General features: G+C 37.6%; 16 protein-coding genes and 1 tRNA gene. 7 read left to right on the top strand and 10 right to left on the bottom strand.

From position 1 onward, the window contains the following. Positions 1 to 223: 223 nt before the first annotated feature. Positions 224 to 1576, top strand: a complete 1353-nt coding sequence (locus tag RI844_RS14855; RefSeq protein WP_348395452.1) for a phenylacetate--CoA ligase family protein — start codon at positions 224 to 226, stop codon at positions 1574 to 1576. Then, entirely contained in the window at positions 1573 to 2718 is a 1146-nt protein-coding gene (locus RI844_RS14850; RefSeq protein WP_348395451.1) for a glycosyltransferase, read from the top strand. Before RI844_RS14855 ends, RI844_RS14850 begins: the two co-directional genes overlap by 4 nt. Positions 2719 to 2814: 96 nt before the next feature. Here RI844_RS14850 and RI844_RS14845 read toward each other — a convergent pair whose 3' ends face one another. The 4 genes from RI844_RS14845 to RI844_RS14830 all read right to left on the bottom strand — a co-directional run bounded on the left by RI844_RS14845 (position 2815) and on the right by RI844_RS14830 (position 7744). Beyond that, a complete protein-coding gene (locus RI844_RS14845; RefSeq protein ID WP_348395450.1) occupies positions 2815 to 4371 on the bottom strand; it encodes an oligosaccharide flippase family protein in 1557 nt (518 codons plus the stop codon). 184 nt (positions 4372 to 4555) lie between these two features. Further along, the gene (locus RI844_RS14840) at positions 4556 to 5458 is read right to left on the bottom strand and encodes a cupin-like domain-containing protein (protein ID WP_348395449.1); all 903 of its coding nucleotides are present in this window, start codon (positions 5456 to 5458) and stop codon (positions 4556 to 4558) included. A 227-nt stretch (positions 5459 to 5685) separates the two neighbouring features. Continuing rightward, the gene (locus RI844_RS14835) at positions 5686 to 6849 is read right to left on the bottom strand and encodes a GNAT family N-acetyltransferase (RefSeq protein WP_348395448.1); all 1164 of its coding nucleotides are present in this window, start codon (positions 6847 to 6849) and stop codon (positions 5686 to 5688) included. A 10-nt stretch (positions 6850 to 6859) separates the two neighbouring features. After that, entirely contained in the window at positions 6860 to 7744 is an 885-nt protein-coding gene (locus tag RI844_RS14830) for a formyl transferase (RefSeq protein ID WP_348395447.1), read from the bottom strand. A 337-nt stretch (positions 7745 to 8081) separates the two neighbouring features. Here RI844_RS14830 and RI844_RS14825 point away from each other — a divergent pair, with 337 nt between their 5' ends. Both RI844_RS14825 and RI844_RS14820 read left to right on the top strand, forming a co-directional pair. Next, positions 8082 to 9020, top strand: a complete 939-nt coding sequence (locus RI844_RS14825) for a glycosyltransferase (RefSeq protein WP_348395446.1) — start codon at positions 8082 to 8084, stop codon at positions 9018 to 9020. Between the two features lie 173 nt (positions 9021 to 9193). Then, positions 9194 to 9709 (top strand): hypothetical protein, encoded by a 516-nt coding sequence (locus RI844_RS14820; protein ID WP_348395445.1) that lies wholly within the window; start codon positions 9194 to 9196, stop codon positions 9707 to 9709. Positions 9710 to 9781: 72 nt separating this feature from the next. Here the strand turns inward: RI844_RS14820 and RI844_RS14815 are convergent, their stop codons facing one another. Beyond that, complete coding sequence (locus RI844_RS14815; protein ID WP_348395444.1) at positions 9782 to 11743, bottom strand: acyltransferase family protein; 1962 nt, start codon at positions 11741 to 11743, stop codon at positions 9782 to 9784. Positions 11744 to 12346: 603 nt separating this feature from the next. Between RI844_RS14815 and RI844_RS14810 the strand changes: the two genes are divergently transcribed. Further along, positions 12347 to 13480 carry a glycosyltransferase gene (locus RI844_RS14810; RefSeq protein WP_348395443.1) on the top strand — a complete coding sequence of 378 codons (1134 nt, stop codon included), beginning with the start codon at positions 12347 to 12349 and terminating at the stop codon, positions 13478 to 13480. A gap of 28 nt (positions 13481 to 13508) precedes the next feature. Here RI844_RS14810 and RI844_RS14805 read toward each other — a convergent pair whose 3' ends face one another. Further along, positions 13509 to 14819: an O-antigen ligase family protein gene (locus RI844_RS14805; protein ID WP_348395442.1), complete on the bottom strand. Its 1311-nt coding sequence runs from the start codon at positions 14817 to 14819 to the stop codon at positions 13509 to 13511. 309 nt (positions 14820 to 15128) lie between these two features. Here RI844_RS14805 and RI844_RS14800 point away from each other — a divergent pair, with 309 nt between their 5' ends. Further along, positions 15129 to 16673 (top strand): hypothetical protein, encoded by a 1545-nt coding sequence (locus RI844_RS14800; protein ID WP_348395441.1) that lies wholly within the window; start codon positions 15129 to 15131, stop codon positions 16671 to 16673. Positions 16674 to 16717: 44 nt separating this feature from the next. On the opposite strand, the gene RI844_RS14795 is transcribed toward RI844_RS14800, so the two are convergent. Further along, positions 16718 to 17776: a glycosyltransferase family 4 protein gene (locus RI844_RS14795; RefSeq protein WP_348395440.1), complete on the bottom strand. Its 1059-nt coding sequence runs from the start codon at positions 17774 to 17776 to the stop codon at positions 16718 to 16720. A 233-nt stretch (positions 17777 to 18009) separates the two neighbouring features. On the opposite strand from RI844_RS14795, the gene RI844_RS14790 reads away from it, so the two are divergent. Beyond that, positions 18010 to 18086 (top strand) — tRNA-Arg (locus RI844_RS14790). 162 nt (positions 18087 to 18248) lie between these two features. Here the strand turns inward: RI844_RS14790 and RI844_RS14785 are convergent. From RI844_RS14785 to RI844_RS14775, 3 genes are all read right to left on the bottom strand, one after another. Continuing rightward, on the bottom strand, positions 18249 to 21251 hold the full coding sequence (locus RI844_RS14785; RefSeq protein WP_348395439.1) for a TonB-dependent receptor: 3003 nt from the start codon (positions 21249 to 21251) through the stop codon (positions 18249 to 18251). 342 nt (positions 21252 to 21593) lie between these two features. Then, positions 21594 to 22364: a transcriptional repressor AgaR gene (gene agaR, locus RI844_RS14780; RefSeq protein ID WP_348395438.1), complete on the bottom strand. Its 771-nt coding sequence runs from the start codon at positions 22362 to 22364 to the stop codon at positions 21594 to 21596. 211 nt (positions 22365 to 22575) lie between these two features. Beyond that, the gene (locus RI844_RS14775; RefSeq protein WP_348395437.1) at positions 22576 to 24012 is read right to left on the bottom strand and encodes a sulfatase; all 1437 of its coding nucleotides are present in this window, start codon (positions 24010 to 24012) and stop codon (positions 22576 to 22578) included. Positions 24013 to 24066 lie beyond the last annotated feature (54 nt).

The following is a 24066-nucleotide window of genomic DNA, read 5'->3' as shown; positions in this document are numbered from 1 at the left end:
AGGTCCTCTCCCTATTTCCTTGCTATGTGCATAAAGCAAAAATACATTCCACAATATAGCTGCGCGATAATAAATAATATTAAATTTAACTATATATCACTATCTAAAAAATTGTAGTTAACAAGATAAATAATTAGTAAAACTTGGATTAATTTATGACAACTCATAAATGTTGACTATAGTGATTAATAGTTTTTACGAAATCAAAAAATTGAAATTTTTTATGAATGTATATGAGAAATTATTTAAATCTTGCTTATTTCCAGTCTATGAAAAGTTGCATGGTAGAAATACTACTACACTGCTAAAAGCCGCACAGCAGCGCCTTAATGGTGATCTACAACATCTCAAATTCTTTCAATTAGCCCAGTTAAAAAAATTGTTAAGCTTTTGTCAGCAGCAAGTTCCTTATTATCAAAAACAATGGCAGCAATTAGGGTTTAATCCTCAGGATGTAAATTCTATTGATGATTTGCAACAGTTACCAGTGCTCACCAAACAGTTGGTAAGCGAGCATTATGATGAGCTTATTCCTAGCACAAAACGGGAAACTAACATAAAAAAATCTACCGGAGGCTCAACCGGTCGACCATTTCATTTTGAATTAGATAAATATAGTGATGAGACTCGGCAAGCTATTATGTGGCGAGGCTATGGTTGGTTACAGGCTGGTCTTGGTCGAAAGACTTGGTACCTTTGGGGAGTCGAACTTGGAAAGCTGAATTGGCTCAAGCGCGTTAAAGATTGGTCGTACCATCGTTTTCACAATCGCAAAATTGCCAATTCATTTTTATTAAACCAACATACTTTTTGTGATTATATTGAAGAGATTAACGCATATCAACCACAAGCGATAGTGAGTTACGTTGCTCCCTTGTATGCTTTAGCAAAATTTATTAATAGTCAAAAAATAACCGTCTTTCCCCCACAAATTATACTCACCGGCGCCGAGGCGTTACTTGAATACCAAAGACAAGAAATTGAGTTGGCATTTAAGTGCAAAGTCATAAATACATATGGCTGTCGTGAATTTATGTTAATCGCCGCTGAATGTGCAAAGCAGCAAGGATTGCACATTAATATTGATCAATTAGTCGTTGAAACCGTAGATGAACAATTACAACAAATTTACGATGAACCTGGTGATATTTTAATTACGGATCTACATAATTACGGTATGCCATTAATACGCTATATGAATGGCGATCAAGCTTGTTTGTCGAACCGTGTTTGTAGTTGTGGCAACCCTTTGCCAATAATGGAAAATATATCAGGGCGAAAACTGGATATCATTCGTAATGTCGAAGGTGGCGTATTACCTGGTGAATTTTTTCCACACTTAATTAAAGACTTCAAAGGAATTGAACGCTTTCAGGTTAAACAAAAAATGCTTGCTTCAATCGATCTTTACTATCAGGTCAATAAGCATTTCATTGGTGATGAGCTAACACAAATAGAGCAGCAGGTTAAGCTTCTGTTGAGTGACAGTTTTAAGGTTAATTTTCATTTGGTCGAGAGTATCGCCTTATCGAAAAGCGGAAAGCACAGGGTTACCATTTCAGAATTAGAACAATGAAAAAAGTATTAGTTATTTCAAACCTTTACCCATCTGATTGGCAGCCAAACAAGGCAACATTTAATAAGCAACAATTCGACCATTTATCGAAGCATTGTAAATTGTCAATTTTAGTGCCAGTGGCATGGCCAGAGTGGTTGCGCGCAAATAAAACACAAAGACGGCCTAAAGTGTCTGAATGTGGCATTGATATTCGGTATCCATGGTATTTTTATACACCGAAAATGTTTCCTGGTTTATATAGTGTGTTTATGTTGCTGTCTTTATTAATTAATTCATGGCGTTGGATTAAACGAAGCAAGCACGAAGTCTTGTTAGCAAGTTGGGCATATCCGGAAGGCGTGGTTACCTCATGTTTAGCCAAATTACTCCGCAAAGGTTTTTTCATTAAAGTTCATGGCAGCGATATCAATGACTCTTGCCAGTATCCACTGCGTGCGAAACAAGTCGTCTGGGCATGTAATCAAGCGCAAGGTGTTATTGCTGTGAGCGAGGCATTGAAAAAAAGGTTAGTGTCTCTGGGGGTCAAAAAAGACAAGGTTCATTTGATTTACAATGGCGTTGATAAAGAAATATTCTATGCCGATCAACAAATAAACCGTCAAAATTATTTGCTTTATGTGGGTAACCTAAAAGCCAACAAAGGGGTTACCGAATTAATATCAGCGTTCGTGACTTTGCGTGCCAAACATCCAAACCTAACATTGAAAGTTGCAGGAACCGGGCCAATGCTACCGGTGATGCAAAAGGAAATTGCGCAAGCCGGCTTGAACACTGCGGTTGATTTCTTAGGCTCTGTCGCACATAAAAACATTGCCAACCTTATTCGCCCTGCCAAACTGGTCATATTACCGAGTTACGCTGAAGGGGTACCAAATATCATATTAGAATCAATTGCTTGCGGCACACCGGTTGTTTCTACAACCGTTGGGGGAATACCCGAAGTAGTCAATAGTAAGGTGGGCGTTTTAGTTGCCCCAAAAAATGTAGAAGCATTAACCTTAGGTATTGAAACAGCATTAAACAAAACGTGGTCAAGCAATGAAATCAGTATACATGCGGCAAAATTTGACTGGGATTTAAATGCCCTTGCTCTGGCAGAGCAACTACTCACTAACAAAAGATCTTTAACCAAGGGCTGAATCTAATACTGAGTTGATTAAGTATCTGCTCACTTTTAATCAAATAGGCATAACTCGTTATCTCATTGTAACAAATATAAATGCACTATTTTCGGATCATCTTAGATCTTTGCTTTTAAAGAACAAGGAGAACTTTAACCCTACGCTTGTTTTTATATTTTGTTTTAGGTATTTAATGATTTGCTTTTTCATTGCTGACGGCAAAATAATCAACCAGAAAATCCAGGTAGTTAATGGCAGGCACACTAATACAGATAAAGACAAACTTATCCAAGTAAGTTGTAGATAAGTTTTAACCATATACTGCCCGGATAAACCAATAACAAAAAGCATTAATATGCAAAATAAAAATCGTTGAATCAACGCCCTTAAATCAAAATGGTTGTAGCGTTTTAACATTAACAGACAAAATACAACGTTAGCTAAAAATGAACCTATAGCAGTACCTATCGCTACTCCCTTTAAACCAAAGTACTGAGCTAATAAAATAGAAAGGCCCAGATTGATTAAAGCTGCGACAAAATAAAGAGGGGCAACAAGTTTATGGTTAGCCTGGGCAATCAACACATGGGTTATGGATATCGAAAACGCCGAGCATATTAAAGCAAATACTAAGATGTTTATTAAGACAATCGCCTGGCTAAATTCACTCCCGATCCATAGCGTTAAAAAACTTTCACCAAAAATAAGCAAGGGGCAATATAAAGCACTCGCAATAAATAGATTTAAAAAAGACACTTGTAAAAATAAACCTTCCATGTTTTCCTTACTAGCGACCATTTTTGTAAATACCGGTTGAAAGACTCCTGATACTGTTAAACTGAATTGCTCAACATGGCTTGCCAGCCGATCGGCGACACTGTAGAACGCTACTGCGTTTAAATCGAATATTTTACTGATGATAAAGGGATCGATGCGGGTGTTAATGGCTTTCGTAAACCCTACTGCGATAATATGCTTAGCAAAAGAAAAAAGCTTTTTCAATTCGGCAAGACTCACTAAGCTAAATTTAAATTCTAACCTGGGATAAAGTCTTTTAACATAATATATTTTTGCCAAGTTGGAGGTTATGTCAGCGACCATCACAGCAATGATAGCGCCCGAAATATTTAAATCTGTAATAAGTAGATAAATGAGCACCGACTTTATGATGACATTTAGTGATGATAAATTCGCGTCCACATCAAAACGTATTAAGCCGGAGAAAAAAGCATTAATTGAGGTCATGCAAAGATCCCAGAACACCTTCAAGCTAAATATTAAGAATGCCAAGGAAAGAGTTACTTGATGGCTGCTTTGGGCTCCTAAAACTTCGGGGGTTTGAGATAACAATATTAATAAACTAGCCGCAATTAAACCTAGAATTGAAAATAAGACAAGACTGGTGGAAAAGACTTGATTGACAGCGTTAAATTTCTGTTGCTCCAAGTAAAGGGTGATATAGCGCTGTACTGCACTTGGAAAACCTAATTGAATAACTCTAAACCAACCCAATATGGATAAAATTAAAATCCATAAACCATATTGAGATTGCCCTAAGGTATTTATTAGAAAAGGGGTAAGCAATAATGATGATATTACGATTACGGCTTTCTCGACAAATCGAAATACTGAGCTGGTAATAAGTCTTCGTTCGGTAGATAAATTCTTCATTGTTATTCTTTCGATAAGTACTTAACACCAAAAAGGGGATGTTATAGCTTTAGGTACTATTAATTGTAGACGAATTAATAACATTATTACGAATGAGCAGCTACGCAGTCGAAAACCACAGTGCCCGCTTTAGGTTAGGCATTGACCAAATTGCCGATAGAGAATGTTCTCTGCCAGCAACTACCTACACTCTTTGCGGTTTGAACAGTCGACGATATAATGTGCCAGCACGCCCTCGCAGCGCCCAATACCAGTCGATAGGTCGGCTCGTTATATTGGCCTTGATCCAATATGTTCTCAATGGCTCTTTAAATTGCAAACTACGATCAACAAAATGAATAAAAAAGTTCACCGCAATGTTTAAGCCCGATGATTCAACATAATGCCAGAAACCCGCTGGCACAAACATGACTTCCCCCGCAGAGTACTTACCGCGAAACCCCTTAAGTTTAGAAAACGTCTCCTGGTAGCGCTCCTGAACATCTAGCGGACGTATTTTACTGTGCAGTACTTGCCCGGCAATTAATGCCTTAAAATCAAAAATACCGTGTTGATGTAATCGCTCAGATTCTTCAGGTGGAAAAACAAAATACTCTTTTTCGCCTTCGCCAATCATTTGTACAGTATCCCATGCATCGTAGTGCAGCAGGGTTCGATTGCCGCCGGCCCCCACCCAAAGACAGGCATTATAGATGCGTGAACGCTCTATCCATGATGGTATTTTTAGCTTGTCGGCCATATCTAACAGTCCGGCAAAATTTGTTGGTACCCCTCCCGAATCCAATACTTTTCTAGCTCCGGCATAAAGGTTTTCACCATTACGAATTCGTTCGATAAATTCCGACATCGGCATATTGGTATACTGGAAGAAATAGTTAACACCATCAGAATTCGGACGCTGGGTTCTGACGTTTTCGTTTAATTGAGATAGAGAGTCAAGGTTGAAGTCACTGAGAAAGCTGAGGTCATTCTCCAAACCAGTTAAAATTATTGGACGGCGAGCCGTCGCTAAAAGTTCTCGCACATTATCTTCCGATTTGATCTCAACCCGCTCAATTTGTTCTAAATTTAGATCATGAATTTTCATTATTTACCTCGCGTTTGTAGCAATTACAGAGATAATTAAACTTCTTGATAAATTATCAATCACAGGCTTTTAGCCTATATTTCTCAATTAGGACGGTAGACAATCGTTAGCGAATTGTTATACCTCCTACTTTTTCTTTATCGTGAAACAATACAAAAAATGACTGAGCTTCCAGTTAAGTCATAGAATTATCATTTCTCTGACATCCACCCTTCAATATTCGGCACTCAATCATTGCCAAGAGAAAATCTTTTTAACTGTTGTCTACGCAGGCGTTTAAGCGCCAAAACAATTTTTCTTGCCCCTGTATACAATATAGAGTTCAAAGTTTGCTTTTGACAATTAAAAGTCACCATATATCGAATATTCGGTGAAAAGTGTTTTTTATAATTGCCTTTATCGGTTACCCGATACCAATCATATTTCTTATAAGTATTATTTGATGAGTGTTCCAGACAATAACTCATGCCAAGTAACCCCAAACTGAGTTTTGTTTTAAAATCAGGATCATAAGCAGTAAGATAACCATACACAGTATCACCGTGGCAGTAATCGAGGTTTCCCGATATAATTTTGTTATCAATAGTGAGCAACGATAACATTAACCAGCCTTTTTCAAATATGTCCTTACAAACTTGTCGTTGGAACCTAGCAAAATTTGAGTTATCAAAGATACTGCTGTTATTCCAACGTTTACTGTGTAGTTCAACAAACGCGTCATAAAAATAATCAAAATCCTCGGTATTTTCTAGAAATCTATAGCCTGAGTCCTGAGTCTCAGCGATAAATTTTCGCCCCCTTCTAAGACCTTTTCTGGTTTTCCTACCGAAAGATTTTGACAACTCATCCCAACCATTACTTAAATCGGTATAAGCATTAATCCCCTGCTCCTCTGTTCTACACAGATAGTTACGTTGTGTCGCAAAACAGCGGGAAAAATGCTTCGTTTTCAGATCATCCATTACTAGAGGAGTCATCCGCAACTCGTCCCATTCATCTCCTAACTCGTCAACAAGAAAATGGATGAAACCTTCGCAAACTTGCTGTTCTAAGCCAGGTAGAATTGAACAATTCATTATTGTTGGGCACACTTCTTCTTCTTCAGTTTCGCCGGTACTGAGAAACTCAATTCGTCTAAATTTGAAGCAGCGATAATAGGTTATTTTACGGCGCAGTAAAGGGAGCAAACCAACTAATTCATTATCCCGCTCAGCAATAACAATGAAAAGCGAACGCCCCTCATGGTAAACCTGCCACCAGTGGCTTAACCACTCCCAAGTGATATAAATATTGTCATTATTGGTTTGTTGTAACAACCTGTCCCAAGAAGGGCGCATTTTCGCCAGAATTTCCGGATCATCGATAAGACGGTATTGAATTTTAGAATTCATAGCACTAATCTCATGTCGAAATGCTATCCGTTGAATAATGTTTATTTAACATCATCAGCACTTCTTTATCTTGTTCATCTTTATTTGCGAGGTAGCTAGCAATCACCAATTCACTGCCCTCCCATGCTTTGGCAATAACTTCTGCCGTAGCCATTTTTGCCGTATACAGCTTCCCCTTTTCTATAAGTTTGTAACTTTTAATTTTTCCGTATGCTATATCAGCAATAGCCTGGAGCATATTTTCAATGCCCAACTTTACAATTTTTATATAAATACTTTCTGGATTATCATCCAGGCAAATTACTGGCCGGGCTTGATAAATAACCTCCCCGTCATCTATACCCTGGCGAACGTAATGTACAGTTAAACCGATATATTCAGGTTCATTATTATTGATGGAAAAGAGGATAGGTAATATTCCTCGGTAACGTTGCGACAGTCCGCCGTGAAGGTTTAAAACGCCTAAGCGGGGAATACTAATGACAGAATTATTAAGGATAGAGCAACCGCAACAGACAATTAGATCCACTTTAAACGCCTTTAATCGCGCCACGTTAATCGATGAATTTAAATCTTTTGGCCCGTCAGTATAGATAACGGTCGTCCCGTTCTTAGGGAATATCTGCTTACCTGCATCACCAAATCCTTCGGCGGCAATCGTACCACTACGGTGGTCTAATTGTTTTCTTAAACGGGAATCGCGCAATTTAGTAATGACTTTAACAGGGTTAAACAATGCCTTGAAAAACTTTAGATAGCGCTGGAGATTGTTTTCTTCCCTAAATTTAGTTTCGACAAAAACCACTTCCACATCAATGGCTTCCATTATTTTATTGGCAAAATAAATATCTGATGGATCCGGACTAACCAATACGGCGATTCTTAGGCTTTTCATTGTTTTTCCTTGGTTTAGAAACCATACCTATTTCATTATTCCTTTGCTATTTGGAGATTCAAAAGTCAATGATCAAATGCTCTTTAAGCTGGATTTCTAAAAGTATAGGAATAATAAATACCTCTTTCAAGCTAGGCACAGATCCGAATACACTTAGTTGCTATTAATTACAAATTTTTGATTTCGATTTTGTCAATTCAGTCTTGTGGCGCTCATCGGTGAACGATATTTTTCAGTAAAAATAACGAGCAATTAGCAAGTGATTTTTCGAGTAAGTGCTATCATTAAAGACAATAAAATAAAGGCTCCGCGATGAGCAATAAATCGAGGGTTCAAAATGGCCAGTAATAACAAGCACGCAACCATAGCAGTGATAACCTGTAAACGTCCCGCTTGGTTGAAAAGATTATTACAGGCGCTTTGTAAACAAATCGTTAGCAACAACATTACTCTTGATATCTTGGTTGTTGATAATGATTGTGACCTGGCTACTAAAGAAGTCGTTATTAAACTGCAGAAAGATTCCCCTCACACCATTATTTATCAAACAGAGCCAATTAAAGGCATCGTTGCCGCCCGCAATCGATGTGTAACAACGTTTTTAGCAAGCGACTCTCAATTTCTATTCTTTATAGACGATGATGAATGGCCGGCCGATGAAAGCTGGGCACAGAAACTGCTGGACAGGCAAGCATTATATCAAGCCGACATAATGACTAGTCATGTTATTTCAGTTGGTGAAGAGGGCACACCGTACTGGGCCATCGATTTAATTTACGGAAAGAACACTCACCACGAAGGCGACATTTTAACAACATACTACACCAACAACTTACTGATCAGCAGGCATGTTCTTGAACAAGTTGTCCCCGCTTTTGATGCTAGATTCGCCACCACAGGTGCTAGTGATTATCATTTCGCTTTAAAGTGTACCAGAGCAGGTTTTAGTGCTTTTTATACCGACGCTCCAGTAATAGAGGAATTTCCTAAATCAAGAGCAACCATTAGATGGTTTTTAAAGCGGGGGTTTAGATCTGGTATTGGCTACACCCGCAGCCATTTGTTTGAGGAGCCAAAGATTAAAGCCATTGCTAATTGTCTATTCATGTGCGGGATAAGAATTTTGAGAGGATTTGGGTATTGCTTGCTTGGTTTGATCACCCGAAATAAAACAAAAGTAATTAATGGCTTATTCCGCTTTTCTTCTGCAATTGGCACAATTGCAGGTTTTTTTGGCATTAAACACGAAGAATACAAGACCATCCACGGAAAATAATGATGCCAATCTGGGTTAACGTAGATTCAATGGATTTATCGATAGTCAGATGATATTAAGAAGAGGGATATATGTTTAAGTTACACAGTCTAGATTTAGTAAAACTTTTTTCATTTCCAATAATTTTATATGCATTATTTATAATTATTAGAATCAAAGGGTTTCAACCAACAATGGAAAGTGAATTAGGTGATTTTATCACCGCGCTAAACTTTATATTTGGCTCTTTTGTAGCATATTTTATCTTTATTTTATGTACTTTAAAGCTGAAAACTAAACCGCTAAATAAACCACTTTGGTGGTGGTCAATGTGTCTATTACTAGCATTATTGGCTTTTGATGAGTTATATATGATCCATGAGTATTTAGGCTCTCAGATGGGGTTCAAAGATACTCTTATATTTTTATTTTATGGGGTATTGCTTGGAGTATTACTATTATTTAATTTAAAAGAAACGTTCACAAAGAATACTTTTTTCTTTCTGGTTCTTTTTACTGTATGTACCATTTTTTCACAAGTGGCAGATTTTTTATATACCGAAGGCACTGTAGTATTACTGGGGCGAGTTATTAGTTATGAACAGTTTCTAGAGTCATTTGGTGCTTTATTTCTTAGTTGTGCTGTGGTGACAATTGCAATTCGAGAATTAATCAACAAAGATGGTCATATAGATGATACAAGTCAATAATATGCAGGATACTGATAAACTCGTAAATACGCCCAGTACTTAAACTAGTCGACAAATTTCGTCAACGTTAGGTTATTTTGTCATTAAATTATTGAGCAATGGATTAGAGTAATTTTGTGAATACAACTTACCCAAATACTTAGCTCCCTGTTCATTTAAATGATTGTCATCTCTATAAAGTGGTAAGCCATTTAATGCCATGACACATTGGTTATCATTACAAAACAATTGATGCGGATGCATAACCACCAGAGTCGGAAATTTCAATTTTAATTCGTCAAGAATACCGTCTAACATGATATTTTCTACCCGTGTCATCGAGCAATCAAGAGCATTGTTAAAAACCTCTTTCTTAATAGGGCATTTATGACTTTTACCATGAAGTGATGGCGTATCCTCAACAAATAAAGGTACTGATCCCGCCTCAACAATAACTTGCAATGTATGGGAGAGCTTTTCTTTCAGCAACGCTCTTTTTTCACTTTCGTCGAACACTTGCTGTTCAGTATAAAGCCTTTTCGACGTATAGTGTGGCCACGAAGCCGCCAAAACGACATAGTCAAAATTGTTGCTTTGAATATGCTGTTTGGCTAATTCATTTCTTGCTCGACATTTTTTGGCAAAAAATTCATTAGTGCCCCAATTTAAATCCAGAATAGGAATACAGCGATCGAGAGTATAATCTTGACCAGATAAATTACCTTCCGCCGCTAATGTCTGAAACAGAGGAAGTAAGTGATTCGCATGTGAATCACCAATAATAAAGAAACTTGCTGTTTGTTCACGCTCAGCCAAGCCAAAAATACATTTATCATCTGGTCGTTGTTCACTATTTCTAAAAGCAGCATGACAGCCAACTCTGGATTTGCTGGCAAACGAGTTTAATGCCTCATCCATTTTGACTACTTCTGGAGAAAATCGATATTTATAACCATTGAAATAAACGCCACTGGACGCAATAAAAATTAGCACAACCGCAGGGATAACGTACATTGTTCGGGCAATTGGCGCAAACGAATTCAACTTCATACTACGCATAGGTTGCTCTATAAACTTGTAAGATAAAACTGAAAGAGCATAAATAAAAACAATACAAAACAATTGTACTGGCAGAGTAAATTCAATCGCGGTATAGCGCACCAAGACAAAAACAGGCCAATGCCATAGATAAAGGGAATAAGAAATATTGCCGGTAAATACCATCCATTTTAATGATAAAAACTTATTTACAACGCCCGTTGTTGAAAATATTAACAGTGCGGTACCCACAACAGGATACAAAGCGTTGTAGCCTGGAAATGGCGAATGCTCACTCAAAAACAAAGCACTAGCTATGATTAAAAATAACCCTATGATAGACAGTAAGTGCTGCGCCTTAACTGAGATAGTTGGTAGTTTTTGCCAAAAAATGGCTAAACATGAGCCCATTAACAGTTCAAAAAAACGGGTCGGCAGCAAATAATAAGCAGCGCCTAAGGTTACCTCGGTTCCCCATTGAGAGAAAACGGTAGCTGCCACAAATACAACTAACGACAAGTAGGCTGTTACTTTAGCGCCTAAGAATTTAACCGCCATTAATAGCATCAAAGGCCACAACAAATAGTACTGCTCTTCTACCGCTAACGACCAAGTATGCAATAACGGAGCTTCTTGCGAACCACCATTAAAATAACCACCATGTTCGCGCCAAAAGAAAAAATTCCCGACATACAGAACAACCCAAATAACACTGCGATAAAACAGCATTAAATCTCTAGGTAACAGTACAAATGAAAAAACAATTATTGTTATAAATATGACAAACAGCAATACCGGCATTAATCGCTTTATTCGGCGACTTAAAAACCAAGTAAAACTAAATTTATTTTCTATTATCATTGGAAAAATGATGGATGTGATCAAAAAACCAGAAATAACAAAAAAAACATCAACGCCGACAAAGCCACCGGTAAAAAAACTAAAGCCAACATGGTTAAGGATGACTAAACCGACAGCAATTGCTCTCAAGCCATCAATATCACTTCTATATTTCAATGTTCCATCCTTAAGCCACTAGTGCATTTCATACGTTAGCTTTTTCGTTGGTCTGATTTACAGTAAAAGTTCAGCAAAACCTGCAACCCAAATTTAAGAATTAACATACTGACTATAGCTATTTTTGCGTTTTATCTAGTGCTAATTATTATATTTACTAGAAGCTTTTTCTTGTTCGATCGCTGACTCCTGCATTTAACCAGTTCGAGTTATTATGGGTTTATTCACTCGTCATTTTACTTACAATACCGAATATCTGAGTATAGAAAGGATCAAGGCTCAGTCAAGGTTAGCAAGGTTGATTTGAACAGGTTGTTTCGTCTCATTGGGCTGAGTTCACAGCGAAATCAGTCACAATTCGTTAGTTGAATTTTATTTTACGAACTTTCTTATTCATATTATTAGGCATAGCATTATTTTAGCTATGGCAATGATACTGACTTCACTGATTTGAAGCTTATTAATTACCTCACCCTTTTGAATAATATAAATAAGATGAGTATTAACTTTGTTTATTCTTGCCTGATGACTAGAATTGTATATTGATTTGGCTAGATAAATAGCAGTCATCTACTAATAAACTATTGGAAAGATAATATTGCCATGGAATCCATTTTTTATCTGAGTATAGTCATTATTTTATATACTTTTATCGCTTATCCGTTATTAATCGCTTTAATTGGAAAAATAAGGGCGGTGCAATTTATCGACAATTCAGACGATGATTTACCTGAAATATCCATTGTATTATGTATTTACAACAGCCGTAATTTGTTGCTCAAACGACTAGAGAACATCTTAGATACTGATTACCCTCTGGACAAATTGAGGTTAATAATAGTATCCGACGGCTCAACCGACCAGCCCGAAGAGGTTATTAAAAGCTATCATCATTTACTTAACATAAAATTCATCGAATATGCTCAAAATCGAGGTAAGTCATATGCCTTAAATATTGCGTTCAAAAATGTGCATACTGATTTAGTCGCTTTTGCAGATGTCAGACAATCTTTTAATTCGCAAGCATTAACTGCACTTCAAGCACAATTTGCGAATGAAAATATTGGCGCAGTTAGTGGCAACTTACACATTACTGGTGATGATGAAAATATTCAATCCGAACCTGGATTATATTGGCTTTATGAAAAGTGGATCAGAAGAAGTGAAAGTGATGCCGATTCTTTAATAGGCGTTACTGGGGCAATTTATATGGCAAGAAAATCACTAATACCGAAGATCCCTGATAACTGCTTACTTGATGATATGTATATTCCGCTTACTATCATTAAAAATGGATACAAGATAAAATTTATTGACGATGCTATTGCCTACGATAAAAGCTCCTCATCGATAACAGAAGAATTTACCCGAAAAGTGCGTACTCTTGCGGGAAATTTTCAGTTAATTCATCAATTACCATGGTTATTAAATCCATTTAAAAATCCTGTTTTTTTTCAGTTTATATCACATAAAATTTTGCGGTTGGTGATTCCATATGCACTTATTTCTTTGCTATTAACTTCAATGCTAAGCCAGCACATTGGAGGGAAAATCATCTTGTTCATTCAGCTAATTTTTTACAGTTATAGTCTGTTGGCACTTGTTTTGACTAAAAAAAATATTAACTTACCTTTAGGCTCAATCTGCGTGAGTTTTTGCAGTTTAAATTACGCAGCATTTCTGGCTGGATGGAAGTATTACTTCACCTCTACACAAAACTTATGGCGTAAACACTAAAAGAGCAAAAATGATAATGCCAACTTCATCATAATAATATTTTAACTAGCAGATATAATAGGATCATAGTCAATGGTGCAGCCATAAATATGAGTAATAAATTTTTCGAAGCTGTGACTTCTTGAAGTTCCGGTATTTGCCTAGCCAAGCGGATAAATACCGCATAAGACAAACCAAGAAAAACATATAAAAATACAATATAACTGCGACTTAAAAAGAATGCTGTATATAAAAATGCCACCAATGAGAAAAACAATGTCTTGGCAAGAATAACATCTTGCCTAACTTTAGGGTCGGCAAGAATGCCTTTATTTTTTTCTGGTTCAAGGTTGAATGCCTTATATAGCATCCACATAGTCAACGCTATGGTGAAAAACCATAAGGCATAGCCTATGGCACCAAGTTCGGCAATTATAAGCAAAAACGAGTTGTGGGCGGTCAAAGAATGGTGTTTGTCAAAATTTTCTTTGCCAACACCGATCAGCGGGCTAGATTTGAACATTTGAATAGCTTGGTACCAAGCCCTGATTCGGCCAGAAGTACTACCATCATCCAAGTCAATAGTGCGAAACACCGACATTATAATTACTACAATAGGAATTGAAACTAAACTGAAGAATAATGTTTTCAGTTTACCCCAATTAAAAAAACAATAAGTTAGCCCAAGCCCGAATAAAGCCACCATCGCACCTCGAGAATTGGCTAAATAAATCCCCACCAACAAAGCGATAATCATCAATGAAAAGAAAAATTTGCTAAACCAATTAGTCGCACTATGTCTTAAATAAAACATAACCGGTATATTCATCACAAAAAACATACTTAAATCATTTGGGTCTTTGAAGAACCCCAAAAAGGTAATACGCGTGCCTACCGATAATTGAATTCCAGACCAACCGGTCCCATCTACGGACATTTTTTGCGAAATGCCGTGATGGAGCATAACGAGAGAAGCGACTGTGAACACTAAAAATATCGCGTGATGCTTTTTGCTGCTGTTTATTAATGACGCGTATAATAAAAAAGGTAATAATGAATAGATAAAAAAATCAATCGCTTGAAATACTCCACCACCAAGCCAACCATTCTTTAACCCAGACAAAGGAATGATTAGAAATACCCCTAATAAACACCAACATTGATAGCCCCAGATTTTCTTTTTCTGGAAAAACAGATAGAACACAAAGGCGGCGATCAATAAATAGCGCCCCAAAGGTATTGGTTCAACAGTAGTATAGTTCCACTCATGTGGCCTGATAAAAATGGCAATGCTGTATAAAAATAAAAAGAAGAACCCTACACTTGAATTTTCTAGTTCCTCATCTTGCTTTTTTTGCATTAATATTTATCCCTAAATTTTTGTATTTACCAGACAGTATGATGGGTAGGCTGTAGTGGCATACGGATGTATTTTAACCATAGTCCAGATTAATAAAGCCAACAACTTGATAAAAATAAACACCTAGCTCAAACTCAATGGCGGTCACTTCAACTTTGCCTTCCTCATTATAGTATTAGCTGTAAATTTAAAATTCGTCACAAAAAGTATGAAAAAAGTAATAAAAAATACTTTTCTGCTCTACAGTTATGTTATGTCGTATTCAAAGGTTTATTTTAATAATCTAAAGAAGGGCAATAGGAGTATGGTATGAAATTACCTTTTATTGGATTGATATTGCTAGCGATCGCCTTAGGGGGTTCATACAGTTTTGCGAGTGACGAAATATCTTTTGGTGAGAATTTTGTTCATTTTCAAGCATTAAATTCACTTTCTGAACATGCTTCAATTGTCGTTCCGTTCAAAAATGAAGTCTTGGATTTAACACAAAAATTGCAATTAACAATTAATGGTAAAAGCGTTAAATTTGATGCACAATCTTCGCTAATTTGGCCATCAAAAAATAATAACAAACCTTTTCTGCGTAGCTTGTTATTGACACCGTTTAGTGGTGTCCGTAAAGGCGACATTTACAAGTTAACCTGGCACCCCGAGCTAGGTAAACAAATAGCTCCTTATGATAACCACATAACAAAAACAATTGATGCAAAATTTCCAATAGATTGGCTTAGTAACGTTTTATATGCGCCATTATTAGCTCCTATAAGTGATGACTTCTATTGGTTCAATAAGGCTTATATAAATTATTCTGATTTTGTTACTGATGATAAAGCGATTGCCGAACATAAAAAAATCCAGGAAAAATTAACGGACCCAGCACCTTGGTTATATGACCGTGTATACGTTTTATATCAACTCTATTTTAAAACAGGGGATATAACAATCAAACATAAGGCTCATGAAGCGGCGCTGTTTTATCAACAAAATTTAACCGAACAGGGCTACTTTGGATTAAAAAAAAATGCAGATCATAAATACTTATTGAACACTGGTTTGTTAATTGATTATATGTTTTACCCAAGACTGTCTTTAAAAAAAGCCATTCATAAAATATTTATCAATACATTAAGTTGGCCGAGTAAGTATACTCAAAAGGTAGGGTTCTGGACCGAACGTAACTTAGCGGTAGCACTGGCAGCAGCGATTACTCAATGGGAGTTGAATCAAAGCATCACAGCGTTAGTTCGTATTCAGGACTTGGTTGATGGTACCTCTTCCGCACTGTATTCATTCAATGCGAATACTTATGATTGTATCGCTCATCCCTATGGAGTTCATGAAGGAGGAAAGGCGGATGACTTGGTTTGCTCCCCCTGGATGAGTGCATTAGCAAGTTATCAGTTTTGGCGTTTATTTCAATTATCCGGGAATGAAAAAAGTAAGAATATCATTAAATCTCTGGGAAAATCAGTACTCCGTCATGGAACTTATACTGCATCAGATGGGCAAATCAAAGGAAGAATAGTACCTAAATATTTAATTTTTCTGGAAAGGCCTACATTGGAAAATAATGAGCAATGGTCAGATATACAACACGCTTGCGATGTAGCAGGGATGGTCAGTTTATCTGCGTATTTGTCAAAACTAGACGGTGAAGATATTACTCAACTAGTTCGTCTTGCGGATAAGCTGCTGTTATCATGCCAGCATAGCCTACAGGTGAATGATAAAAATCGAACGCGATGGCAGTTAAGCCCGGTAAGAAAATTCAATTGGTGGTTTGGTACTACCGGAAATATGCCTTGGGTTTTAACGGAACTTGCTGAAGAATTTGAGAGTGCTAAGTTAAAGTAGTATTTAATTTACAGAATATAAGCAGAACCGTGCAGATAGATGCGCTAATCAACATATATATTTTGATACGCTTGAGCACATTTGGATAATGAAAATTGCTCAGAAATCTTTTGTTTTGATTTTTGCGCAAATGCCTTCACATCATTGTTATCTTCTAGGCAACGTTTAATTAAGTTCGCTAATCTAGTGCTATCGTTGTACTCAAATAACCACCCTGTCTCATTGTCACTCACTAACAGAGGATTACCGCCTACGTTTGTCGCAATCACACAACATTCAGAAGCCATAGCTTCTATTATTACTAAAGATAATCCTTCCGTCTCCGAGGTAACAACTAACACGTCGAATGAGCTGTAAATCTTTTGCCGATCAGCCACAGAGCCATGAAAATAAATACTACAGTCAGCTAAATGTTGCTGCTGATAGGTCTTTAATTTTCCCATACATGGGCCATCACCAAAGAAATGCAAATTAATGTGCTGTAATTCTTCCATACTAAGTTTAGTTAGCGCCTCTAATAAACAAATTTGATTTTTTAAATCGACCATCCGCCCAACTGAACCTAAGCTTATTTGTTTATTATTTTGCTGTCGTTTAATGATGCGAGGAAGCCTTACCGCATTATCAATTACACTTTTATTTTTACTATGCCAGCCATGGTTATCAGTGAATATTTGCTTACCTTCTTCGGAAACAAAGGTAATGTGATCAATATACTTTTGACAGAAACGGTGGACGATTAACCACAAGCGTTGATTAAAAGGATGTGCGCCATGGCGAGTGTAGATTATTTTTTTACTTATCAGCAAGGGCAAGATAGGAACCAAAAACTTTAACACATGAGGTGAATGAATATGGACCACATCGGCATCCTTTACCGCTATATAGAATCGATAATGCGCCACTAATTTAATCGCATTAATGGTTAGCACTTCCAGTTGGTTTTTTTTACACTGCTCCAATAAAGGATCAGTGTCAGTTCCAAAGGAGATAATGTTAGCATTTATGCCGTCATCTTTTTGCTGTTGACTTAAATCAATGACAAAGCGCTCTGCACCGCCAAAGTTTAAGCTTGATACTAAATGGGTTACTGATAAATTCAATGAATGCATTGCCAACTAGTTGCTATAATTTTTAAATCCAGTATTCCTAAAGGGTAGTTGATAATATCTATTTTGCTTATTGCTAAACGACTTAAACCCTCAAAAACGCTTCTTATTTCAACAAACAAGCTCATACCTTAACTCATTGGTTGACAGTAACTATCTGATCTATAAAATGGCGTTACTTACCGTAAAGATACTGATAATCCTTTTAGTATTATAGGTTAGCTAAACCACCCGTAGCTCAGCTGGATAGAGCGCGCCCCTCCGGAGGGCGAGGTCACAGGTTCGACTCCTGTCGGGTGGGCCATCTCCTTTATTATCAAAGCTATTTTCCATTCACTGTAAAGTTAATGAACAATTAATTAGTTCAAAAAGTTGGCTGCAATATCTGCGAAATTGCTGATTACGGGTATTTCCTACAAACAAAAAAGCCAGGAATATTCCTGGCTTTTTTAATAGTGTTTCACGGTTACATTGTATAGTGACCTGTCAACATGAAGTGACGGCTATTATATACCTCACCGACAAGTAGCCCACCTTCTTCAGCTATACGACGATGATTCTCTTCTAGTACGTTCCTCACATTGAAACTTACTTTAAAGTTCTTGTTAAACTTATAACTTGTAGAAAAATCCAAATTACGACGGTAATCGTCTAGCGTCGCCAAAGAGTTATCATTTGCGGCTCTGGTCAAACGCTCCTCGCGCCATTTGTAGGATAAACGGGCAGTAACAGCTTTGTGTTGGTAATACAGTTGCGCGTTAAACCCAACCTTTGGTGGTCTTGGTAATTTTGCTTTACCATTTGTGGTTGGCTTAGTTACGTCAGACTCGCTGTAGCTGGTATTAAAGTTAAAGCCGGTATGCTGTAAAAAACCTGGTAAAAACTTAAGTTTTTGACGTACACCAAATTCTACCGTATCAACGGTGCCTGAGCCGTCATTAGCTTGGCGAGTAATTCGAACTTTATCAACAGTTAATGGCTCGCCAGTGAATGGATTTTCATCTAATTCAAGCTCAACCTCTTCCTTGCTGCGCACGTTGTATAAATTTTTATGTCGAACGGCTAAAGTCACTGACCCTTGTTTTGGTAAATACCATTCGATACCTAGATTGTAGTTACGCGAGAAGGTAGGCTCAAGTGCTGGGTTTTGACCATTGATGTATAAGATATCATCACCCGACTCATCATCTTCTCCATAACTAAAGTTGGCTTTTGCTTTGGTGGCCGCATAAGGGGCACGGTTCATTGTTAGCGCCGCCGAGAAGCGTAAGAATAAATCTTCAGCTAAGGTATAGCGCGCATTAAAGCTTGGTAGTAGATAATCTTCCTGGCGGCCTCCGGTTAACTTATTAAAGTTATCAGGGTTATTCCAGGCGGCCATTGCCTCTTCATTAATTGAATCTTCCCCCTCCGGTGCTTCACCTGGCAAATACACCATGGCTTCCATACTATCTACAAGTTCATCTTTTAAGTTGTATGAATACGCTTCGTAATCATCGTAAACGTATCTTACGCCGACATTACCCGATAACTGGCCAACTTCAAATGAAGTCATGGCATAGGCGGCAATACTGTTCAATTCAGTCACATGCTGTACATCAAGAGCCATAAACGCAGGTATATCAGTGATACCTAGACCAGGCCAAGTGCCTGCGCCACTGTTCCAGACGATGTCATTGAACGTATCCCAATTCCAGCTTTGCCACGTTAATGGAATGCCCTGATAATTGTGACCGCCCATAAACTCTTCAGTTGCCGTTAGCTCGCCTAAATCATCCAGCGAAAAATCTTCTTTAAAATTACTGGCCGGAAATACTTTTTTGTTATTAGTCGTTTGTGAAGCAAAATGACTTTCATTGTTGGTATATTTAAAGCCAAACTTGATCAAGTTAAAATAATCTGAATTGTCCATGTAATAGGTAAAATCAGTCCCTAAGGTTGCCGTTTCTACACTATTATCTTTGGTATCAGCTGATTGTGCATTAGACAAATATTCATTATTCTCATTTGCTGTCGCATCAATCGCAGGTGCCCAGGTATTTTTGTCATTAATATCAAAATTTGGATATTGAGCGTAGTTAAACATATAACCACCGGCATCAATATCAGAGTTTAAAAAATAGATTTCAGGCATGCCACCATTAACATCGGTTTGATAAACCATAGGCACACCATCACGTTTCATCGACTGGTGCGCTTTATCATTTGGTGTCCATTCAAAGCTGTTTTCAGAATAGGTTGCTTTTAGCTGCATGTCCCAATTAGCATTTATTATCCAATCGGCCTGAAAGTTTAAGCCTTTCGCTTCATCTTCAGTTTCACGCTCAAAATTGATTAAAGTTTGAGAACCATCAAATGCAACACCAGAAGTAATGAAACGTTCTACAGCTTCATTAGGAGTAGACATTGGTTCATCAATAAAGACACTGTCATCAACGTAGTATTTTGCATTTGTTTTAAATTGAAATGAATTTTTTTCTTCGTGGAACCAACGAGAAAATTTTGCATAATTTGCTTCTATGCTCAAAGTTAAATCATCATTTACTTGGTATTGAAACGCTGTCACTAAGTTAGTACGAGTAGTTTCTCTGTCTTTTACTCTAAAATGATAATCACCTGCCAATGCTGTTTCTCTACTGCCATCATCCACTGGATTTCCAGCAAGATCGGTAGAATCTCGCAAATCATAGATCCTTAGCTTTTGGTCACTTGCCGAGAACGTATCGATACGCCCCTTGGTGATATCGTGCGAGGCAGTGATCACCCAACCAAATTTTTCATCATTAGTACGATCACCATACAGGAAGCTGGCTTTGCCATCATTTGACTCATCCATTTCATGATAACCGGCGGTCAGGTTGACATTAAACTTAGGTTTTTTAAAATTTAGTGGTTTCCAGGTTTTAAAGTTAACTGTACCACCAAGTGAACCCTCAGATTTATCTGCTCGTGCCGATTTAAATACTTCCAGCCCTGAAAGTACTGCAGTAGAAAATATCCCAGAGGTTGTTGCACCTTCACTGACAAATGAAGCACTATCATTGGTGCCCGCACCTAAGGTGTTACCATTAACTTGAATTTGGTTATATTCTGGAGGTAAACCGCCAACGTAAATGCCATCAGCAATACCATCATTACTATCAATGTCTACACCAGCAATGCCATTTAGTGTATCGCCGACACTATCATCAGCAAACTCGCCTAGCCCTGACGCGCTTACGGCATCCAAGAATTGGTCGGCATTGCGTTTATTTTCTTCTGCGGCATCTAAACTGGCTTCATAGCCTTGAACAATAATGCGTTCTATTTCTTCACTTTCATGCTGCTCTTTTAGTGCGCGAGCTTGCTCGGCACTGGTAAGCTCTGTTTTTGCTTCATTGGTATTTTCTTGAGCAAAGGCACAAGGTGTAATACTTCCGGTAATGATCGCAGAAATTAGAATAGACAAACTACTTTTATTAAATTTCATGTTCTCTCCTAACAGTTAAACCAGCTATGGTTCAAGCTATCCAAAATGCTATATTTTTTGTTTTCTAAGTAGGCAACTTGGCCTATTTATTATTATTTTATTTAATTTATCGAAATCATCATAACAACAACACGAAAATTTCACAAGCTTTCGAAAGTAAAAAGTTTACAATAAATTTACAATAGCTTGTTTTACGCTGAGCAAGGCTTAAAGCCCCTTGTTTTATATGCGTTTTGGTGAGGTATGAGTTTATTGATGAAATAAAAAAACCACCGTAACTATAAATATTCGGTGGTTTCAAAGTCTTACAATAATTATATTTTTACATGTTATCGGTTATAACTATGCATCAACGATTTGTAATTCGATGTCTAAAGATTCAAAAATATCTATGTATTCTTGTGGTATACCCTTGTCGGTAATAATAATATCAATTTTTTCTAGCGGTAAAATTGAATAGAGTGAGTACTTATTAAACTTAGAAGAGTCGGTAACTGCAATTACCGTTTGTGCACTATTACACATTGCCTGATTAACGTTGGCTTCTGGTTCAAAATGCGTAGTTATACCACATTTTGCATCTATACCATCGACGCCGAGGATAACTTTCGAAAAGTTATAATTTCCTAATTGCTTTATCGCATCTGCGCCATAAAACGATAATGATTTTTTTCGTAAACTGCCACCTGCAACCAATACTTCACATTCAGGAATATTGCTCAACTCATTGGCTATATTCAAGCCATTTGTCATCACCGTTAAGTCTTTCTTGGTCGATAGGTAAGGCGCTACTTCTTCCGTTGTAGAGCCTGAATCAATGATTATAGACTCGCCATCGTTAATTAAGTTAGCCGCGGCCTTACCAATGAGCTGCTTAATAGCATGATTGCTTTTATGCTTTTCTTTAATTGACAGCTCTTTAGTTAAGCGGTTACTGGCAACAGCGCCACCGCGAGAACGCACTACTAAACCAAGATTATTAAGTTCATTTAAATCGTGTCTGATTGAGACCGTTGAAATTTCAAACTTTTCGGCCAACTCTTTAACCGAAACCTTGCCTAATTTTTCCGTTAGCATCACAATTTCTTGTCGGCGCTCTATTGTACTTAACATTTCACATTTCCTTTCAGTAAGGTTTTTATTCGTTATTTCTAAGCCTGTATAAGCTAAGGAAACTGAATATAGCTTTCTTTTTGGTTAGAGTAACCGATAAAATGTTGTTCGTCAGCTAAGAAATATAAATGATTGAATTTTTTTAACAAAAATGCACCAACGCAGACAGCACCAGTGCACTCATGTAGAGAAATGGAGTGTGCTAAGGTATTTATTTTTTATTTTTCAATTTCGGCTGTTCAGCCTCGACCGAGTTTAACCATTGCTGCATCTCTGATTTCATTCGAGCGGCCATTTTAGGGTTAACATTGGCTAAATTGACTTGCTCGCCAATATCATCAGCTAAGTTATACAATTCTGTATCACCACTTTCATAAAAATATATTAACTTCCAATTACCTTCACGTACCATGTAAGACGGCTTTGATTTTGAACCATGATAATGTGGATAATAAACCCGCACGGCTTTTCGCCCAATTTTGCCTTTAGGTGTTAATACTGGCACTAAGCTAACACCGTCCAGAGTAGTCATTTGATGCTTGTTGATCCCGGTAAGTTCGAGCAAAGTTGGTGCGATATCTGTGGTGATCACTGGCTCTGCAGATACAGTGCCTTGTTGAGCCACACCAGGGGCATGAATGATCATCGGTACTCGAATGCCACCTTCATAAATCCAGCCCTTCCCTGCTCTGAACGGTTTGTTACTGGCCGGCCCAGGTCTTTTCAATGTCGACAAGGCGCCATTATCAGAAGTAAATACAATAATGGTATTTTGATCTAGACCAGTATCCTTCATACCTTTAAGTAAACGGCCAATATTTACATCCATAGCATGTACCATAGAGGCATACTTTGCATTGTCTTGGCGCAATCGTGTTTTGGTGTCATTGCGTTCTTTTTCTGTCGTTACGCTCAGCGCAGGTAAAGCTTCGGCTTTTTGTTGATAGTACGATAAATAAGGTTTCGCAGCCTGTAAGGGAGTGTGCACAGTATAAAAAGACAACATCGCAAAAAACGGAGTATCGCCCTGCTCTTTCATAAAGTCTAAAGTTTCATTGGTCAACCTATCGGTTAGATACTCTCCGTCAGGACCGTTTTCTAACTTTGGGTTTTTATAGGGTGAGTAGTAACTTCTCGGTGAGCCCTTGTGGTAGCCACCAATATTAACATCAAAACCATGTTGATCTGGAAAAAAACCTTGATCACCTAAATGCCACTTACCGGCAAAAAATGTTTTATAGCCATTAGTTTTGAACGTTTCAGCCAAAGTGGTTTCAGTTAACGGCAATTCATTCAATATTTTCGGTGTAACCAGCGGTGCGTTTTCCGCAAGCTTGGCACCTGGTATCCAATCAGTAATTTTTACCCGTTCCGGAGCTTTGCCAGTTAAAAGTGCCGCGCGACTTGGCGAACAAACAGGTGATGCCGAGTAGGCATCACTAAAACGTACTGCCGACTTGGCAAACGCATCAATATTTGGTGTTTCATGAAACGATGCACCATAGCTGCCGATATCCATCGCGCCTAAATCATCAACAAAAACAATTAATACATTGGGTTTACTTTGGTTAGCCGTTTGTTGCTTGCTTTCGACCGACAAAGATAAACTCGCAATAATGCCAAGTACAAATAAGGGTTTAAAGTTCATAACTTTTACCTGTTTTTTGGTTCGAATAAATAAGAGTATGTGTTAACGTTGCTC

It is taken from the genome of Thalassotalea fonticola, assembly GCF_032911225.1.
Taxonomy (GTDB): domain Bacteria; phylum Pseudomonadota; class Gammaproteobacteria; order Enterobacterales; family Alteromonadaceae; genus Thalassotalea_A; species Thalassotalea_A fonticola.
Note: the sequence above shows the minus strand (reverse complement) of the source record. Positions and strands in the feature narration are given on the sequence as shown.

What these genes read in the sequence shown, in the direction of transcription:
- RI844_RS14855 (WP_348395452.1), top strand. Translation starts at nt 224, where the DNA reads ATGAATGTATATGAGAAATTATTTAAATCTTGCTTATTTCCAGTCTAT.
- RI844_RS14850 (WP_348395451.1), top strand. Translation starts at nt 1,573, where the DNA reads ATGAAAAAAGTATTAGTTATTTCAAACCTTTACCCATCTGATTGGCAG.
- RI844_RS14845 (WP_348395450.1), bottom strand. Translation starts at nt 4,371, where the DNA reads ATGAAGAATTTATCTACCGAACGAAGACTTATTACCAGCTCAGTATTT.
- RI844_RS14840 (WP_348395449.1), bottom strand. Translation starts at nt 5,458, where the DNA reads ATGAAAATTCATGATCTAAATTTAGAACAAATTGAGCGGGTTGAGATC.
- RI844_RS14835 (WP_348395448.1), bottom strand. Translation starts at nt 6,849, where the DNA reads ATGAATTCTAAAATTCAATACCGTCTTATCGATGATCCGGAAATTCTG.
- RI844_RS14830 (WP_348395447.1), bottom strand. Translation starts at nt 7,744, where the DNA reads ATGAAAAGCCTAAGAATCGCCGTATTGGTTAGTCCGGATCCATCAGAT.
- RI844_RS14825 (WP_348395446.1), top strand. Translation starts at nt 8,082, where the DNA reads ATGGCCAGTAATAACAAGCACGCAACCATAGCAGTGATAACCTGTAAA.
- RI844_RS14820 (WP_348395445.1), top strand. Translation starts at nt 9,194, where the DNA reads ATGGAAAGTGAATTAGGTGATTTTATCACCGCGCTAAACTTTATATTT.
- RI844_RS14810 (WP_348395443.1), top strand. Translation starts at nt 12,347, where the DNA reads ATGGAATCCATTTTTTATCTGAGTATAGTCATTATTTTATATACTTTT.
- RI844_RS14805 (WP_348395442.1), bottom strand. Translation starts at nt 14,819, where the DNA reads ATGCAAAAAAAGCAAGATGAGGAACTAGAAAATTCAAGTGTAGGGTTC.
- RI844_RS14800 (WP_348395441.1), top strand. Translation starts at nt 15,129, where the DNA reads ATGAAATTACCTTTTATTGGATTGATATTGCTAGCGATCGCCTTAGGG.
- RI844_RS14785 (WP_348395439.1), bottom strand. Translation starts at nt 21,251, where the DNA reads ATGAAATTTAATAAAAGTAGTTTGTCTATTCTAATTTCTGCGATCATT.
- agaR (WP_348395438.1), bottom strand. Translation starts at nt 22,364, where the DNA reads ATGTTAAGTACAATAGAGCGCCGACAAGAAATTGTGATGCTAACGGAA.
- RI844_RS14775 (WP_348395437.1), bottom strand. Translation starts at nt 24,012, where the DNA reads ATGAACTTTAAACCCTTATTTGTACTTGGCATTATTGCGAGTTTATCT.